This is a genomic window from Dyadobacter sp. LHD-138, from assembly GCF_030929615.1.
Taxonomy (GTDB): domain Bacteria; phylum Bacteroidota; class Bacteroidia; order Cytophagales; family Spirosomataceae; genus Dyadobacter.
The window spans coordinates 24522-43232 of the sequence record NZ_JAVFVU010000035.1 but is presented as its reverse complement, the minus strand read 5'-3'; the positions used below and the strand labels follow the sequence as shown (position 1 = coordinate 43232).

The 18711-nt window shown below is 43.5% G+C and carries 16 protein-coding genes; 8 read left to right on the top strand and 8 right to left on the bottom strand.

Features of this window, described 5'->3' with window-relative positions; genetic code table 11:
- The first annotated feature begins 97 nt into the window (after positions 1 to 97).
- Entirely contained in the window at positions 98 to 1108 is a 1011-nt protein-coding gene (locus RB622_RS23170) for an aldo/keto reductase (protein ID WP_308049087.1), read from the top strand.
- Between the two features lie 72 nt (positions 1109 to 1180).
- Positions 1181 to 2107, top strand: a complete 927-nt coding sequence (locus RB622_RS23165; protein WP_308049086.1) for a helix-turn-helix transcriptional regulator — start codon at positions 1181 to 1183, stop codon at positions 2105 to 2107.
- Between the two features lies 1 nt (position 2108).
- Here RB622_RS23165 and RB622_RS23160 read toward each other — a convergent pair whose 3' ends face one another.
- The 7 genes from RB622_RS23160 to RB622_RS23130 all read right to left on the bottom strand — a co-directional run bounded on the left by RB622_RS23160 (position 2109) and on the right by RB622_RS23130 (position 8051).
- Positions 2109 to 2891 (bottom strand): hypothetical protein, encoded by a 783-nt coding sequence (locus RB622_RS23160; protein ID WP_308049085.1) that lies wholly within the window; start codon positions 2889 to 2891, stop codon positions 2109 to 2111.
- Positions 2892 to 2998: 107 nt separating this feature from the next.
- Positions 2999 to 3226 (bottom strand): DUF2905 domain-containing protein, encoded by a 228-nt coding sequence (locus RB622_RS23155; RefSeq protein WP_308049084.1) that lies wholly within the window; start codon positions 3224 to 3226, stop codon positions 2999 to 3001.
- A 22-nt stretch (positions 3227 to 3248) separates the two neighbouring features.
- A complete protein-coding gene (locus RB622_RS23150; RefSeq protein WP_308049083.1) occupies positions 3249 to 3539 on the bottom strand; it encodes a Dabb family protein in 291 nt (96 codons plus the stop codon).
- A 122-nt stretch (positions 3540 to 3661) separates the two neighbouring features.
- On the bottom strand, positions 3662 to 4627 hold the full coding sequence (locus RB622_RS23145) for a DUF1080 domain-containing protein (RefSeq protein WP_308049082.1): 966 nt from the start codon (positions 4625 to 4627) through the stop codon (positions 3662 to 3664).
- 109 nt (positions 4628 to 4736) lie between these two features.
- A complete protein-coding gene (locus tag RB622_RS23140) occupies positions 4737 to 4976 on the bottom strand; it encodes a hypothetical protein (RefSeq protein WP_308049081.1) in 240 nt (79 codons plus the stop codon).
- 16 nt (positions 4977 to 4992) lie between these two features.
- Positions 4993 to 5403 (bottom strand): response regulator, encoded by a 411-nt coding sequence (locus RB622_RS23135; protein ID WP_308049080.1) that lies wholly within the window; start codon positions 5401 to 5403, stop codon positions 4993 to 4995.
- Positions 5404 to 5621: 218 nt separating this feature from the next.
- A complete protein-coding gene (locus RB622_RS23130) occupies positions 5622 to 8051 on the bottom strand; it encodes a PIG-L family deacetylase (protein ID WP_308049079.1) in 2430 nt (809 codons plus the stop codon).
- Between the two features lie 385 nt (positions 8052 to 8436).
- Here RB622_RS23130 and RB622_RS23125 point away from each other — a divergent pair, with 385 nt between their 5' ends.
- Positions 8437 to 8826 (top strand): hypothetical protein, encoded by a 390-nt coding sequence (locus tag RB622_RS23125; protein ID WP_308049077.1) that lies wholly within the window; start codon positions 8437 to 8439, stop codon positions 8824 to 8826.
- A 199-nt stretch (positions 8827 to 9025) separates the two neighbouring features.
- On the opposite strand, the gene RB622_RS23120 is transcribed toward RB622_RS23125, so the two are convergent.
- Positions 9026 to 9955, bottom strand: a complete 930-nt coding sequence (locus tag RB622_RS23120) for a Nif3-like dinuclear metal center hexameric protein (RefSeq protein WP_308049076.1) — start codon at positions 9953 to 9955, stop codon at positions 9026 to 9028.
- 349 nt (positions 9956 to 10304) lie between these two features.
- Here RB622_RS23120 and RB622_RS23115 point away from each other — a divergent pair, with 349 nt between their 5' ends.
- From RB622_RS23115 to RB622_RS23095, 5 genes are all read left to right on the top strand, one after another.
- The gene (locus RB622_RS23115) at positions 10305 to 10883 is read left to right on the top strand and encodes an RNA polymerase sigma-70 factor (RefSeq protein ID WP_308049075.1); all 579 of its coding nucleotides are present in this window, start codon (positions 10305 to 10307) and stop codon (positions 10881 to 10883) included.
- 138 nt (positions 10884 to 11021) lie between these two features.
- The gene (locus tag RB622_RS23110) at positions 11022 to 12056 is read left to right on the top strand and encodes a FecR family protein (protein WP_308049074.1); all 1035 of its coding nucleotides are present in this window, start codon (positions 11022 to 11024) and stop codon (positions 12054 to 12056) included.
- A gap of 157 nt (positions 12057 to 12213) precedes the next feature.
- Complete coding sequence (locus RB622_RS23105) at positions 12214 to 15738, top strand: SusC/RagA family TonB-linked outer membrane protein (RefSeq protein WP_308049073.1); 3525 nt, start codon at positions 12214 to 12216, stop codon at positions 15736 to 15738.
- A 15-nt stretch (positions 15739 to 15753) separates the two neighbouring features.
- Complete coding sequence (locus RB622_RS23100; protein WP_308049072.1) at positions 15754 to 17283, top strand: SusD/RagB family nutrient-binding outer membrane lipoprotein; 1530 nt, start codon at positions 15754 to 15756, stop codon at positions 17281 to 17283.
- A gap of 126 nt (positions 17284 to 17409) precedes the next feature.
- Positions 17410 to 18705: a metallophosphoesterase family protein gene (locus RB622_RS23095; protein ID WP_308049071.1), complete on the top strand. Its 1296-nt coding sequence runs from the start codon at positions 17410 to 17412 to the stop codon at positions 18703 to 18705.
- Positions 18706 to 18711 lie beyond the last annotated feature (6 nt).

Here is an 18711-nt window from a genome sequence, read left to right as displayed (position 1 = left end):
ATTTGTATACAAAATGGACCGTTTTGTATAATCCCGCAAAATCTGAATCTGCCACCTTTGCAGTGTTAATCATTACTTCATTATACAAAATTGGTTTATGAGCAGTATTAAGAAAATAAAACTGGGGAGTCAGGGATTAGAAGTGCCGGTGCTGGGACTTGGCTGTATGGGTATGACGACCATAGCCGGCAATGATATTTACGGAAGGGCAGATGAAAAAGAGTCGATAGCGACGATTCACAGGGCTTTGGCGCTAGGTGTAAATTTCCTCGACACGGCTGATCTTTATGGACCGCTTTTAAATGAGCGGCTGATCAGCAAGGCAATATCCGGAAATCGGGATAAATACCTGATTGCTACAAAATTCGGATATGAAGTTGACGATAACGAGCAGCTTACCTGGAAAATTAACGGGCGCCCGGACTACCTGAGAAAGGCGGTGGAACGTTCTTTGAAAAATCTGGGTACGGATTATATCGACCTGTATTATCTGCACCGTGTTGATCCTGAAACACCCATAGAAGATACCGTTGGAGCGATGGCGGAGCTGGTTCAGTCCGGAAAGGTGAAATACATCGGATTGTCAGAAGTTTCAGCGCAGACATTACGAAAAGCGCATTCGATTCATCCGATCACAGCGGTGCAAATCGAGTATTCTTTATTTGAACGCAGTGCGGAAGAAAATGGTGTTTTTGATGCACTTGTGGAACTGGGGATCGGGTTTGTCTCATATTCTCCTTTGGGCCGCGGTTTTCTTACAGGAGATCTGAAAAGTCCGGAGGATTTTGAGGTAAATGATTTTCGACGGAGTATTCCGCGTTTTCAGGGAGAGAATTTTTATAAAAATCTTGAACTGGTGAAAGCAATACAGAAATTGGCGGAAGAAAAAGGCATCACACCTGCACAGGTGGCTATTGCATGGGCCTTATCAAAGGGAACAGTTCCGATTCCGGGGACAAAACGGATCAAAAATCTGGAAGATAATGTGGCCGCTTCGGACATTACCTTTACCCCGGAACAGCTTACACATCTGGAATCGATCGTACCGGTGGGAATCATTTCAGGTGACCGCTACGACCAGACGTCCATGGCCGGACTGAATTTGTAATTATTTCCCAAACAAAACAGGAATGCGTGTAATTTTAGGATGCGCTTTCCTGTTTTAGAAAATAAAGATCAGATGAAAAAAACGTCCGCTGTGCCACATATCATCAACTCCATTGCCGAGTACCACAGCATTGTGGGTTTGCCGGGCCCTGAACACCCGTTGATCAGTGTGATCGGGCTTACCTGTAACCCGGATTTACCGCAGCTACCAGACGACAAACTGATCTACAATTTTTACAGCATATTTCTCAAAAAAAATATAGACGCCATTGGCTATGGCCGTAAATACTATGATTTCAGCAACGGTGTCATGGGTTTTTCAATGCCCAGACAGGTTTTTACCCTGGATCGTAATGCAGATTATTCGAAAATTACCGGCTGGATGCTGCTGATTCATCCCGATTTCATACGAAAATATCCGCTTGCGAGCCGTATCGACACTTATGGATTTTTCTCTTACAATTTGAACGAAGCCCTGCATCTTTCTGAAAAGGAAGAGGCGATGGTCGACAGGATTATGCTGGATATCCGCAATGAGTATCAGCAGTCGATTGATGGTTTCAGTCAGGATGTGATCGTGTCGCATATTGAGGTTTTGCTTAACTATTCCAACCGCTTTTATAACCGACAGTTTATTACAAGAAGCAATTCGGAAGAGGAGCCGCTGGTCCGTTTTGAGCAATTGACCCGGAAGATTTTTCAACAGGATCATGTGCAGCAAATTCCGAGTGTCAACGAGATCGCTGAACAGCTTAATGTGTCAGCGCATTATATCAGTGATATGTTACGATCACTAACGGGTATGAGCGCGCAGCAACACATTCATAACCTGCTGATAGAAAAGGCCAAAGAGATTCTTCTGACAACCAACCTTTCAATAAACGAAACAGCCTACAGGCTCGGTTTTGAATATCCGCAGTATTTCAACCGTTTGTTCAAAAACAAGACGGGCACCACCCCGGCGGCATTTCGCAAGGCAACAGTCAATAATTTAAATTGAACTACAACTTCCGGATCGCCCAGGAAACCCCGGGAGTAAGTCCGCCTCCTATATTGATAAATGGCGTAAAACCATTGTTCTGATAAAACAGACCAAGCACATCGCCTGCTGTTAAATTAACATTTCTGGACAAAGTCACAACACCCCTGTCAAGAATAGCCTTTAACGTCAGTACTAAGATAATATTTACGTTCAACATGGGTAAATATCCACTTATGATACTGGAAGTGGCCGGTACTGTTTTTCTAACCTCAAAATATGGATTTATACCAACACCTAGATTAACTGTCGTAGTAGTGGTCAGGTTATAGTTAATGGTCGTTTCAATGGCATAAGTGCCGGTTTCCGGAACGGTGTAGTTACCTGTTGTGGGATTAAAACCGGTAGCAGTATAAGAAGGGGCGGTGACACTCCATCCTGTGAGTTGCGTGGAGGCATTGGTGGTGAGAGCATTCAGCGTTGCCGAAAAACCGGGATCACTTGCAGGTGCTGGAACAAGTTCTGAGCTAACCAGTTTCCAACCTTCGGTTTCATGATAAAAATAAAACCCACTTTTGCCGTCAGTCTGATAAACCATTAAGCCGGTAGCTGGTGTGGCGATTGCCTCGCGATCGGCTTTTAAAATTCTGGGAATGAGAATTCCTTTGTTTGGGCTGACAACTTCAAGCATGGCGTTGCCGTCCGGCGTAGTCGTTCCAATGCCAACCTGAGCGGTAACGGATGTAGTTTTAATAAGGAGACAAAATAAGGCAAGAATTACTGAAAGGCGGGTGGAGGGTTTCATATGTAGCATGTTTATTAAGAAGAAGTTCTACGAAATGTATGAAATTTTTCTCTTTTTAGTAATATTTCATGCAGGATTGTGCTGGAAAAGTGCAGTTTATCATTTGATTATTCAATTATTTTCCTGACCAGAAAAATAATCAGATTCAAAAGGCCGCTTAAAAGTATCATCGTGGTGATCGGGAAAAAGAATTTAAAATTTTCTTTTTCTACCCGAATATCTCCCGGGAGCCTCCCCAGCCAGTGGAGTTTGTCGCCCAGGAGATAAACAAGGGTGCCGAGTACAACGAGTATGAACCCGGCTATGATGATGAATTTACCTGTATTTTGAGACATGCCAGATCAGGTTCTTAGAACCTTATAAGGGTGCGTAGTCGATTTCGAGAAAATCCTCCACGTCACGCATCCAGCACTCCTGTACAAAGCGGGTATGGTCGGGATGGTCGGAATAAGCGTCATAAGTCTGCTGGTTTTCAAATTCCATCGTCAGGCCGTAGTCAAACTTGTTCTTCGGACTGGTTTGCTTTAAACACTGAAAATTAAGCACGCCGGGTATTAAAACCAAAGCTTTTGCTGCATCAAGAAATGCGGTTTCTTCAACAGAGTTTTTCGGGTATTTTAGCTTGAAAATAACGGAATGCTGTATCATGTGTTGGTGGTTTGAAATTCGAAAATATATAAGATGCTGTTGGGGAAAGGTAACAGGTTATGAAAAAACCGTTATCTGAAATGGATCATGATAACGGTTTTTTCTATCAATTTTTACGCTGATTACTTTGCAGGGGTGATGATGATGTTGCGGTACTCTACCGGACCGTGATCGCCCTGAATGTACAGCGGGCCTGGCTCACCTTCGTTACTGTCAAGCGCGCCTCCGGTAATGCCCGGAATTTCCTGATTGGTAATAACGGTTTTTCCATTGACTGTCAAGGTCAGCATTCTGCCGATCAGGGTGAGATCAAATGACTGCCATTCGCCCGGATCTTTTGCTACCATATCACTTGGCGTGATAAAACCATAAACGGCACCAAGTTGATCCAGTGCCGGCTCTAGCCCTTTGCCGTCGGTAACCTGAATTTCATAGCGGCCGCGAAGATAAACGCCGCTGTTACTTCCCTTTGGGATTTTAAATTCAGCATGCAATTTGAAGTCGTTGAATTTCTGGTCAGTTACCAGGTTAGCGCCTGATTTTGCACTTTTCAAAACGCCGTTTTCAGCAACCCACTGGTTGGTGCCTTCTGCGTGCCATCCTTTGATGGTGTTTCCATCCGTCAGGCGAATCGGTTTTCCCCAGACAGGAGCTGTTGCTCTGCGTAATGAGGGGGCACGGACACCTGTCCAGTTATACGTTTTGCCACCGGGTGTGGTCAGCGAACCGGTTAATTTTTCGCCCTGAATCGTTCCTTCCAGCGTGAAATCCTTATCACCGCTTTCCCATTGTGGTGGTATGGCAAAATGGAATTTCCCGTCTTTGAAATGAACTTCGGAAATCGGACGGGCACTGCCGGAAAATGAAACAAACTGGCCAATCAGCGTATGATTTCCGGAATGTCTTACTTCCAGCCAGGATGGTGATGGTTTTCCCGCAACATCAACCGTGATATCCCATCTGCCTTCAAGCGGAGAGGCCAGTGGTTTTGCGATGGATGGCATTGCTAAAATAGCCAAAAGCAGGGTGAAAGCCGGCAGCAGGCACCGGGAAAAATGACGTAGGTTGGTTTGGAATAATCTGTTCATACAATTGTTATATTAAGAGGCGTCAATTTACTTATAAAAGTTTAATAAACCGTTTGAATCCAGCCTTTAAGCGTTGGCTTATAAACCGGTATTTTAAACAGGGTTTGATTTACAGTGTATTATGTTTTTTAAGGTTAGAAACGCTAGCAGGATAAACCTGCCCACATGGTTTGACAATATCCGATTTATAGAAAATCTGATCACCCTCATTTTTATAATTTCTGACGATTTTTACGGAGGCGATAAAATCTGCTCCTGCATACTTATCCGTAAATTTTTGGTCCAGGCACATACATGAATTTGCATCCCGGACAAATAGCACTAGCATGGTGAACAAGAATGCTTTCATATCAGAAAAGTCTTTGCTAACTCCGTACAGAATCAAAAAAACAGGTTTGCAGTGCCTGGGCAATTTTTACAAAACCACCGAAGTTGTTGGGTTTCTTGATAAATGCATTGACGCCGGTCTGATAAGCTTCGTCGATCAAATTCCTGTCTGAGGAGGTGGAAATCATCACGGCTGGAATATGTTTTAATTTATCATTGGCGCGGATCGTTTGCAGCGCTTCAATGCCGGTGACCCGGGGCATGTTCATATCCAGCAAAATGAGGATATTAGCCTCTTCGGTATTTTCTAATTCAATAAGATTTAAAAGGTCGTCTCCGTCGGCTGCCTCAACAATTTTTATTGTCAGATCGAGTTTTCGGATAGCATCTGAAATAAATAAGCGGTCATCTTCATCATCATCAGCAACGTAGATAATTGTCGGTTTCATTCGTAAGTTGGGTAATTTAAAGGGCCCTGAGGCGGTTCCCCGGTCAAATCATCGATGAATGGCCGGACGCGCTTTAAAGGTAACGAAAAAACTCTTTTTGCTTTTGATATTGTACTGATTTTAGTCGCGTTGTCTAGCCGGTAGAAAGGGAGTCTTAGGTATTGGTATTCATATCCAACGCATTTCGCGTTGGTTGTGCTCGTTGGAGGATGTATTTGCTACTTACCCAGTGAAATTAAATTGGAAAAAAGACGATAGGCGCCGGGTACGCCTGCCGGCAGTTGACGAAACCAGCTCATGGTCGTGTAAACATAATTTCCTTTGCCGGACTTTGCAATGAGAATACCGCCGTCAAGTTTTTCACTGCCAGGGTCATTGCAGGAAATGATAGTTTCATATTTTTCTGACCAGTTTTCGGGCTGATAAAGACTACGTTCCTGTACCCAGCCGTCAAAATCTTTCTGGGTGATTTTGTTTGGATAGTTTAGCGCCTGGCAATCAGGTTTCAAAAAACGGACTTCTGCCTGTTCAACCGTAACGCGTTTGTTGGAAACCTTAAAGGGGTAGGGCCCAAAATCTTCCATGAGCAATCCCTGATCAGCATTGTATTGAACAATTAAATTTCCTCCATTTTCGACGTAATGCAGCAGTATGGGATTGACCACTTTCAAGCGCTCGACAATGTTGTAAGCCCTCACACCGATAATAACCGCGTCGTATTTTTGGAGTTTTTCAGTGGATATAGCGTCATCCTGCAGGAGCTCTACATGGTAACCGATCTGCTGTAAACTGGCCGGAACCATATCCCCGGCGCCTTTGATGTACCCGATCAGATTACCGGTTTTTTTGATCTCTACCCTGACAACCTTTGCTTTCGCTGGTGGAAAAAATACCTGTGTCGGAATGTGCGGATAACTGATGATTCCCTGGCTTCGGTCATACGTTCTGCCATCAACGGAAACCTCCGCGGTGATCTCATTTTCGTCGGCAAAGTCAGGAGGGAACAACTGGAAATCCACACATTGTTCTGCTCCTTTTGTATTGAGATTAAAGGCAACGGAGGTTGGCTCACAGCGCCAGCCAATTGGAATTTTAAGTTTTACCAAACCCGTGAGATTGTTTTTTCCAGCCTTTACCACCACATTTATTTTTTTATCATCCTTGCCGTCAAATAGGTAAACCTTCTGACTGACACTAACATAAGCAGGCGGGTTGATGGTCAATGGCTGATATGTTTCGCCCAGAATCGGATCCGTTTTTCGGTAAAAAACCGGAGCTGCATAGTGAAAATCCTGGCCATCAATTTCAAGTTCGAAGTCGATTTTCGCTGATGGTGCATTTTCGGCCAACCCGATTTCCTGTTGGGAGTCAATTTTAAAAAGCCCGAGCGTACCTTCTTTATGCAGCCAATAGGGTTGTGAATACGTCGTGTTTTCAGGAATCTTAATCTTGGCGGAGAATTGGATCTGCTGGTTATTGGTTAATCGGATATCAACCAAAGAATCTTTTTTTTCAAATGGAAAACTTACCTTTTTTAAAGTGACAGGGAACGAAGAGCGGTTGATCGCTTCGATATTTAGATTCAACTGCTCACCGGGTGTATAGGAATAATCCTGTGAGGTCGCCTGTAAATATAAACCAAGCGAGCTTGGGATGAGTTTATCAATATCCTGCAATTTGGTCTGCTTCCAGTATCCTTCGGGTAATTTATCTATTTCAGACCTGATTTTCAGTAGGGCAGGTACCACGGCGCAGGGATTGGCTGGCTGGTAACTGCTGATAGCACCGGCAATTAACTGATCGAGCCGTTCAGCCACTTTGACCCGACTCCAGTTGGTATCAACGCCATCCATTAAATCTTCGGATGCTTTATCGCCTTTAACATGTTTGAAATATTCGACCAGACTTCCTCTAAACCCAATCGTTCCAAATCCCTGACTGCGGTGCTGGCTCCGACTTTCAGCAGCAATTTCGCCGTAAGATTTGCCAAGCAACGGGTTGAAAATGCCGACATCTATTTTAAGATAATCTTTTGCGTCCTTTTCATCAACCTGATCCCTTCTCTGGTTCCACCACATGCCGGCATTCCAAACCAGGCGTTTTGTTTTCCAGGGTTTGACCCATTTCAACTGTTCAGGAAATTTATTGGGATCGGCGGCCGCGTCAAAAGCTTCTTCTGCAAGAATCGCCGAGGCAATATGATGGCCATGTCCGGCTCTCTGGTCAGGTGGGAAACGTGTAACAATAACATCGGGTTTGAAATTCCGAATAACCCACACCGCATCTGAAAGCAGCTTTTCTCTGTCCCAAATGGTAAAGACTTCTTCGGCACTCTTGGAAAAACCAAAGTCGACTGCGCGGGAAAAAAATTGCTGCCCTCCATCAATTTTCCTTGCCTGCAATAATTCCTGTGTCCTGAGAATACCCAGATTTTCCTTGATTTCTGTACCAATGAGATTTTGCCCGCCATCTCCCCGAGTCAGCGAAAAATATGCTGTGTTATAAAGTTTTTCATTGGCCAGATAAGCGATGAAAGTCGGGTTTTCATCATCGGGATGCGCCCCGAAATACAGTACATTACCCAGCACATTAAGTTTTTGAATGCCCTGTAAAATCCTCGACGAAGAAGGCCGAATCTGCGCTTGCACGGTCTGCGATAAACAAAAAGCACCGAGTAGGAACCCAGTTAGCAGAAAACGAGTAAAATGGCGCAGCATAACATTCGAAGGATGTGGTAATATAAACGGTCACCGGGTTTTAATCCATGCAAGATAATAAATACTATATATAAATTATAGGATAAATATACTTATTGTCTTATGAGTTATTTTCGGATATTTTACTATATCCGAATTCAATAGGATGGTGTTGTCTAATCGAATTTAGTTGTTAAATATAATATATAAAATCTATCGATTTTATATATTATAAAAATATTGTTTTAATTTGGCTGATATTAAATATAAAGGAGATAATTATCTAAGCTTATTCATCGACTAATTAGGATATAACTAATCATTAAACACAGAAAAAATGATACACGAAAAAACATTTATACTGGCAGTAGGGAGAGAAGCGAAAATCATCATTTCAGGAAAAATACAGCAAAACGGAAAGGAGATCGAAGTGGGTTTTGAATTCTTAATTAAAGACTCTCATGACCAGTACTTCCATAGCCCGATTGGTCTTAATCATCCCCAGTATTGGAAACTGAAAAAGTCGAAGGCGGAGAAAGCACAGTTGTTGCAAATGGAATACAGTGGCGTATCCCGAAAACAATTAAACGAGGTCATCCGGGAATTCAGGCACTTGATTGGTCCGGGGTTTAATTTGAAATACGATGTCAAAATTCAGGATCGGATCAAGACATTGAAAGGTATCCGTTTGAGTACGGGGACCCGGCGAATGCTTGCGGCTGTTTAGCAAAGAGTCTGGCGCCATTTTGAGATGCATGTAAGGATGCGCCGTGCTGGTTTGTAGATTGGTTTCGGGTTGAAGAAATTAGGGTAATGGGATCGGTCTGAATTACTTAGTTATCCAGGATTCAGGTATGATCATGAGCTAGTACCGCATCAAGAAAACATTTTAGCAAAGCCTGCCATTAAAGCAGGCTTTACCTGTTTTAAACCCATGTGAAAGGATCACCGGAGGCTAAATGTGTAACTTTAATATCAGTCAGTTTCGGTTCGATCCACTCCGCCACCCAGTCCATCCCGGGTTCTTCGCTTACTGCATGACCCAAAACGATTAGTGAGATTTTCCTGCCGAAAGATCTGGCATCGCGGATGTATTCAACAGTTTCCCACTCCGGTGATTCCCCGACAATCAATACGTCCGGTTTTTCTGATTCTGCAACGGAAACCTGCCTTTGTCCACCCCAGGCACCAGGAAGCAGCGCGATTCTTTCACATGGCTGCGTCGGCTCACCGATGGTTCTGACGTGCGAAATACCAAGCGATGATTTCAGATGCTGTACCAGTTGCTGAAAAGTCAGCTGAGGAATGGTTAACATCACCTGTCCGGTTTTGTAATAGGATAACCAGTTTGCTTTTTTGGCGACACCATAACTGATCGCGTCCGGTTTCAAAGCGTGGCAATAGTCGTGAAACCGCCAGACTGCGATTTTATGTTTTTCCAAAAGCGCTTGTTTTTCTTTCAAAACGGTGTTGTTTTTCACCCATTCAGGGTTATCACTGTGATTATAAAATGAGGGTTCGTGCGCAATAATGAAATTTGCATTTTGTTTCACGGCTTGTTCTATTACGGGAATGGTAGGAAACATCGTTGTAACAATGCCTGTCACAACCTGATCGGGCCTCCCGCTTTTGATTGTATCTACGGTATCTTTCAAAACAGACAAATTTCCCTCTTTTAGGATCAGGGCTATAATTTCCTGGACGGTGAAAGATTTTTTTACCGGCAAATCAGCATTTTTTATAAATGACGAATGCAAACCCAGCAATGTAAGAGCGCCTGCGGATTTGATAGAATTTTCAATAAACTTTCGTCGTTTGAGATCGGAATCCGAAAAGGGGGAAAGTAGTTTGTCCATAATATTTGTTTTTTATATAAAATGCTAAAAGATGATTAATTTACCTTAACAGCTGTTGCATTTGATTTCTTTGGAGAATTTTTTTTGAAAGAAAATCAAATTTTGAAGCATTGACGCAAAAAATGGAAAAATAGAACAGTTTCTTTCACAGTATGTTAGTCTGTTTGAAGATGAAGTGCGTATTGATGTAAAGAGGGACAAGATTTTACCCGATGAAAGCTTGTCTGGTAAAAACCAATATTTCGTAATTGTTAAATTTTGGGGAGTGCTTGATTGAAGATGTCAGACCATTTACCTTAGTTGAAAAAATAATGAACCCTGCCTAAGGTGACTTTATCTAACAGCGAACATGCGAAAGTATGCTGAATTATCTGATGAAGATTTGCTAATCCTGTTTCAGGAAGACGGTGAAGGCGTTTTTAAAGAAATCTACAACCGCTATTGGTCGCAACTTTATTCCGCTGCATACCGAAGGGTAAAATCAAGAGAGGTGTCCCAGGAAATTGTTCAGGATATTTTCACGAGCCTTTGGATCCACCGTGAAGAACTGAATGTAAAAACTTCGCTGACCGGTTATTTGTTGACTGCTGTGAAATACCGGGTTTTAAATCATATTGAGAAGGAAATGGTCAGGAGAAATTACAGGGCCCTGATTTTGGACATGCCTGACCAAAGCCCTAATTTCACCGAAGAGGCTGTCTTTTACGACGATCTTAATAGTCGGCTCGAATTGGAAGTCTCACAATTCTCTCCTAAATGCAAAGAAGTTTTTGAGCTCAGCCGCAAAAGTTACAAGTCCAATAAAGAGATAGCGGATTTGATGAATATTTCTGTCAAAACAGTTGAAAATCATCTTACCAAAGCCCTGCAAATTTTAAGAGTCCAGTTTAAGGAAGTGATGATTCTTGTCATTTACAGCCAGCTGTAATCTTCCATAGTTTTTCTGATATCAGAAAGGAAATACCCGCTAAAAATATTTTCCAAAATTGACTGGGGGATGTGTCGCCCTGGGCTGACTGTACTTTATAAGGGGTAGATTTTAATCCCATTTTCGAAATCAACGCAGATGTCAAAAGAAATCTCGCCGGAGTTGATCCGGAAGTATATTAACAAAGAATGTACGCCGGAAGAAATTCGTCTGGTTGAGGCATGGTATAGATCATTTGAAAATGAACAGGATCCCCTGCTTGATTTGCTGGTTGAAGAGCGTCAGGAGTTGCAAGGAGAGATGTTTGATAATATTCTATCCAGCATTGAGATGCAAGACAATCCGAAAACATCCGTATTCAGAAGCCGTACCGTTTATTATACGCTTGCAGGGATAGCCGCCACTGTGCTGTTGGTATTTGGTTTGCAGTGGGTTAAAGTAAATGGCACTTTTAAGAAATCAACTACTCGGGAAATTGTTTTTGAAAACCGCTCAAAAAGCATCAAAAGACAAATACTTTCGGATGGTAGTGTCGTGTGGCTGCAACCGCACACGAGCATTCGTTATCCTCAGGTTTTCACTGGGAAAATCAGACCGGTGCATCTCATTGGGGAAGCTTTTTTCGAAGTAAGCCGCGATACTGCGCATCCGTTTATTGTATATAGTGGGCACGTGATCACGAAAGTTCTGGGTACGAGTTTTAATATTAAAGCATTTGACCATGCGCCGTCGGTAGAAGTTTCAGTCGTTACCGGAAAGGTGACGGTCGGCGTCGAGGAAGTTTCTCCTTCGCGAAAAAGTGATAAAATGCTGGAAAAGCAGGTGGTGCTTTTACCGGAACAAAAGGCAGTTTTTCATGAAAACAAACAAATATTAAAAAAAGAAAAAATCCTGCCCGGTGCTGAAAATGATGTCCGGATCTGGGATAAAACAAGTGTTTCCTTTGACAACAAACCATTGCACGAAGTCGCCAAAACGTTATCGGAAGAATATGGCGTAACAATCCGTATCGAATCTTCGGCGTTGAAAAATTATATTTTGAAAGCGGATTTTTCGGGACAAAACCTGCCTGATATTTTAGAAATGATGGAAAAATCACTGAATGCAGCTTATGAAATCAACGATAAGGAAATCGTTCTCAAACCAAAATCAACTAACCCAACAGCGCAATAATATGAAGTAAACACCCGGTAAAAATTTAAAAAACAAAGAGCCGAAAGTGTCATCACCACTTCCGGCCCTATTAAAATTCCTTCCCCTATCACACCTTCTGAAAGGTGAACGGGGGATGAACTGTCCCATCGTTATCACAAATGAAACTATCAAATTTATGAATTATTATGTACAAATTCCGTTCGATTGGTGGAAAATCATGAGAATTACGTGTATTCAATTATTTGTCGCCATTGTTTTTACCTGCACATCCTTTGCGCATGACAGCAGGGCGCAGCAGGTCCTCGACAGGAAAGTAAGTCTGTCGGTACGAAATGTCAGTTTGCAGGAGGCACTTAGGAAATTGGAGCGGTCTGGCGAGGTGAAATTCGTATACAGTGAAAATGTAGTGAGCACCAGGCGCCTTGTCAGTGTGGAAACCAGAAATGCAAAATTGAACACTGTTTTGGATAAGTTGCTGAAATCATACGGCATTACTTATTCGGTGATCAATGACAGGATTGTGTTGGGCAAGGATACATCTGAGCATCAGGAGGCTGTTCTGGATGAGGACCTGACCTTTTCGACAGCACCTTTGCAAATTGTTGCGAAGGGTATGGTTACAGATGAAAAAGGCGATGGTCTTCCTGGGGTCAGCATTGTTTTGAAGGGAACGCAACGTGGAACCACCACAAATAGCGAGGGTAAATTTGATCTGGAAGTCCCGGATGACCAGTCCATTCTGGTATTTAGTTTTGTGGGTTATAAAACGCAGGAGCTTGTTGTTGGTAAAAGTACCAGTCTGTCTGTTTTGTTGATTCAGGAAGATAGGTCGCTGAATGAAGTGATCGTTACTGCTCTTGGTGTGAAACGTGATGAGAAAGCTCTTGGATATTCTGTGGCCCAGCTGGACGGTTCAGAGATCAGCAATGTTAAGTCTCCCAACATGCTCAACGCGCTTGCAGGTAAAGTAGCTGGGGTAAATATTGTGAGCACAAGTACCGATGCAGGTTCTACGGCGCTGATGACGATTCGTGGGCAATCATCGATTTCAAAATCCAATCAGCCTTTGTTCGTAGTGGATGGTGTACCGGTTGCTAACTCATTGAGAACTCCAAATATGGCCGTTGGGCGCTCTGTGACTGATTATGGAAGTCCGATTGGTGATATAAATCCTGATGATATTGAAACCATTACCATATTAAAAGGAGCAAGTGCTGCTGCGCTATACGGCAGCCGGGCTGGGAGCGGCGTGGTTCTGATCACTACGAAAAATGGCTCCGATGCGAAGAAAGGGTTAGGGGTAACGGTCAACTCAACAACGATGTTTGACAAGGTCTGGCAATATCCAGGCTTTCAGAATCAATACGGGACGGGAGATTTTCCGGGAACCAACAATACCAAACAGGGAAGTTCCTGGGGGCCTAAACTGGATCAGGGAACGAAACATGTTCAGTGGAACAGTCCGGTTGACGCGAGCGGTAAGGCTATACCGACAGACTGGGTTTCGTATCCAGACCGTGTGAGCGATTTTTTTAAAACCGGTGTAACTTATACCAATAACCTGGCCGTAACCGGCAATAACGGAAAAGGGAATTTCAGACTTTCCTTTACCAATATGACAAATCAGGGTGTTACACCCAACACAGGCTTGAAACGTAATACGCTTGATTTTGCAGCGGGTCATAAGTTAAATGATAAAGTCAAAATCTCGACAAACATTGGCTATACTAACAATTCCAGTGCCAACCGGGCTGCCGCGTATCGCGAAAGTGTAACGGAAGTTTTATATAAAATGCCTGCAAATGTTGATCTGCATCAGATGCGGAATTACTGGAAGCCTGGACGCGAAGGTTTTGAGCAGGTTACTTATGATCCGGGCGGGCAGGATAACCCTTTTCTAATTGTCAATGAAGAAACCAACGGATATAGCCGAAACCGGGTTACGGGAAACATCCAGGCGATGATTGATATTACCAAAGATCTGAGCCTTATGGCTCGTACCGGGCTGGATTTTTACACCGAAGATCAGGATTTGAAAAGACCGTTCAGTGCCAAAAGAACGGCCAAGGGAGGGTATTTCATCAATAACCTTTTCTTCATGGAGCAGAATACCGATTTCCTTTTGACTTACAAAAAGAATATCACACCCGACTGGTTCGCGTCGGTTTCTGTTGGCGCCAACCGTATGAGCCAAAAATCCAGACAGCTTTCGCAAACGGCCGGAAGCCTTGTACTGCCCAATATCTATAATGTTGCCAATGCGCAGGCCGGATCGCTCACGTCTTATCAGTGGAATTCGAACAAACGGATTAACAGTGTTTACGGAACGGGGGAGCTTTCCTACAAAAACATGGTGTTTCTTAATGTGACAGGAAGAAATGACTGGTCAAGCACGTTGCCTGCGCAGAATAATTCCTTCTTTTATCCTTCGGTTTCCCTGAGTGCAGCGTTAACGGATATTTTCAAGATATCTTCCAAAACATTGACCTTTGCCAAGCTTCGTGCAAACTGGTCGCAGGTGGGAAGTGATACGGACCCTTATCAGCTTTTTAACACGATTCAGCTTACCGACTGGGGCAGTGTAAAACGCGCCAATCTGGAATTTGATCTGAAAAACAATATGCTTAAACCTGAAATTGCCACTTCCTACGAAGTTGGGGCCGACCTTCGGTTTTTTACAGGCAGCAGATTGGGTCTGGATATTACCTGGTATAAAACCAATAACCGCAACCAGATCATCAGAATACCAACTTCGATTGCTGCGGGTTCAAGCTCGAAACTGATTAACGCAGGAAATATACAGAACGCGGGTTGGGAAATTGGCTTAAACGCTGTTCCTGTTAACACGGCTTTACGTTGGGAGATGTCTGCCAATTTTACAAGGAACGTAAACAAGGTGGTTGAGCTTGTCGACGGTGTTTCGGAGTATTCGATGGGAAGCGCTGATGGTGATAATATTCGTTACATCATTAAGGAAGGATCTAAAATCGGGGATATGTCCACGCCTACGTGGATCAAAGTACCTGATGGACAGTTTGCGGGGCAGCCACTTCTGGATGCAAATGGAAGGCATCAGCGGGCAACGACGTATGACTATGTAGGCAATTACAATCCTGATTTTACAGTTGGGTTTAACAACACGTTTACCTACAAAAATGTAACGCTGAATTTCCTGATCGACTGGCGGAAAGGCGGCATGTTTTATACATACCCTTTAAGACAGATGATTTTGCTTGGTACTTCTGATAAAACGCTGACGGGAAGAGATGCTGAATCCGGCGGTTTGCCTTGGATCGACTCGGAAAAACGTAACCGGAATGATGGGATGATCATAGATGGTTATATCAAAAACAGTGACGGAACTTATCGGGAAAATGATAAAGTCATTGCCGCTTCTGATTACTACGATAATCGTTACAACAAGTATTATGAGCGTTCGATGTATGAATCGACGTTTGTGAAACTCCGCGAAGCGTCGCTTACTTATGCGTTCAAAAACAAGACTTTTGGCAAATTTCCAATTCATAATCTGACAGTTTCGCTGATTGGTCGTAACCTTTTCAACTGGACGGCGGCTAATATTGGATTTGATCCGGAAACGAGCATGAGTGTGGCCGAAGATGGTTTTCGTCAGGGTGTGGGTCACTGGACCTTGCCGGGCGTTCGGTCTTATGGATTTAAGGTAGGCTTCAATTTTTAAATAGCGTTCTTGAAAATGAAAAATATAAAACCATTTTTCAGTGCTCCTCAGAGAAGGGCTGAAAGATTAAAAAAGAAAATATCTTCCGGGTTTTTCATGGTGGCTTTCATCGGGATTTGCCTGAGTTCGTGCACCGATGATTTTGAAAAAATAAATGAAAACCCCAATCGGCCGGAGTCCATCAACTCGGATTATCTGATGTCGAATGTGATCGTTTCCACAGCCTATTATTATCAGACACAGGCTTTTTCTGGCCGGCCGGCCATTGCCGGAAGATACATGACACTCGTGCGTACAACGGGTTATGATCTTTTCAACTGGGGCCCGGTTGGATGGTATGATGCCTATTCGTTTTTAATGGTGAATAAAACGCTGGCTGCCCAGGCCGAAAAACTTGGAGAGGTGCAGTATCTGGCTGTTTCTAAAATTATGAAGGCGTTCAACTATTCCTATGCCAGCGATCTTTATGGAGATTTGCCTTACACGGACGCACTGCAATCCAAGGAAAGTAATCTAACGCATCCAAAGTATGATCTGCAAAAGGATATTTACCCTGACTTATTGCGTGAATTGCGTGAGGCGAATGATCTGCTGGCTTCGACGGATAAGGTGATTCTGGCCAGTGCGGATATGATGTACGGTGGCAAGGCGCTGTTGTGGCGGAAACTGGCTAATTCTTTGAGGCTGCGTATGCTGCTTCGGATTTCAAAAAATTATCCTGCTGCGTTTACCGAAATGCAGGGAATTGTGAAGGATAAGTCCAAATATCCTGTTTTTGAAAGTAATGCTGACAACGCGGAAATCAGGTATTTGGGTGATATCGCTGCAAACAGCTGGCCCGGAGGCGCGCTTGCCATGATCGACTATGACTTTGTGAAAACAAAAGCGAGTAAAGAGGTGGTTGATCATCTTTTGGCAAGAAATGACCCGAGAGTTTCTGTCTGGTATACACCGGTTAAAACCACAGTGGGATCAACGGTCGATAAAAATGAATATGTCGGTGTGCCAAATGCTATTGACGAGCCGGCTTCCTATAATGGTGGCGAAGATCATATTTCCCAACTCGGTGCTATTTTTAGAAAAAACTCGGACAATATGCTCAAAGCGAGTCTGGTGACCTATTCGGAGGTTTGTTTTATTTTGGCAGAGGCGCTGCAAAGCGGGAAAATTACCGTTCCAGGAGAAACCGCGGAGTCTTTCTATAATAAGGGAATTGAGTCCTCGATGGATTATTATGGCGTAAAGGCGGAGGCGGTAAAAAGAGACTATTACAACCACGTCCTGGTGAAATACGATGGAACACTTGAACAGCTTATCACGCAAAAATGGCTTTCGATGTTCTTCAAAACCTCTGAGGGATGGTTTGATCACCGACGCACTGGTTTTCCTAAATTTCGTACAGGTCCGCTTGTCGTCAATAAGTTAATTCCAAAACGGTACCGTTATCCTGATAGCGAAAGTGCCACCAATAATGAAAATTACAAGAAGGCTGTCAGCATTTTCGGAACCGATGATGAGTATACTTTAATGTGGTATCTCAAATAGAACCAGAAGTACTTCGGATAGCCTGATTCGCTTTTTAAATCGTATCAATAGGTAGCCAAATGCATATAACCGGGTGATGAAGGCAACTGTTCACCCGGTTCTTTTTAATTCTAAAACCGAATCCTGATGCCAGTTAAAATTTGCAGTTTTTTATTTTTGCTGCTTTGTTATATGCCGCTGCACGGGCAAATAGCAGGCAACCCGTACGTTCCCGGAACATTTCCGGATCGGATTATTTTAAATGTAACCCAGGATCCGTCTACTTCCATGGCGGCGAACTGGCGGACACAGGAGTCGGTTACGGAAAGTTTCGCTGAAATTGTGCTCGCAGATGCAGATCCCCGCTTTGTTGACAAAGCAAAAAAAATCAAGGCCATTTCTCAAAAACTCCAGTTTGAAGATACACCGACAGCCGTTTACCATTCCGTGATTTTTGAAAATCTCATACCCAATACCAAGTATGCATACCGGGTGGGGCAGGGAGAACATTGGAGCGAGTGGATTCATTTCAACACGGCTGGAAAGGTCGGGGAGAAATTTTCCTTTATTTATTATGGTGATGTGCAGACCAATATTCGCTCGCTTTGGTCGCGAGTGGCGCGTGAAGCATATGGAAAAGCACCTGATGCGCGGCTGATGATGTATGCCGGGGATCTGATCAATAAGGCAAACCGGGATGTCGAATGGGGCGACTGGTTTCAGGCCGGCGGATTTATTCATAGCGTGATTCCGGGATTTCCGACACCTGGAAACCATGACCACTTTGATACGCCGGAGGGTGTTAACACGACATCAGTCTTTTGGCGGCCACAGTTTACACTGCCAGAAAACGGACCGAAAGGATTGGAGGAAACCTGTTATTATGCGGATATCCAGGGAACCCGGTTCATTTCGCTGAATTCTGATCAGGTGGAAGTTTCGGATCAGTATCTGGAAAAACAGCGGGTCTGGATGGAGGATATCCTAAAAAATAACCCCAACAAATGGACAGTGGTTACGTTTCATCATCCTATTTTTTCTCCGAAATCCACGCGTGACAACAAGCGTATGCGCGAGAATTTTAAACCAATTTTTGATAAATACAAGGTTGATCTCGTTTTGCAGGGGCATGATCATACCTATGCACGCGGCATGGTAAAAATTCCGATGAACGAAAAAGGTGCAAAGTCGGGCACGATGTATGTGGTTTCGGTGAGTGGCCCTAAAATGACCGATTCAAACGTGGAAAGAAGAGACTGGATGGATCGTTCGGCCCTTTACACGCAGCTTTTTCACGTCGTTACCGTTGATAACGACAAGCTGATGTTTGATACATTTACGGCAACAGGTGAGCTTTATGATGCTTTTGATCTGATCAAACAAAAGGGAAAGATTAATAAAATTATCGACAGAATTCCTGCCCAGGTGAAGGAAAGAAGATAATTGAGC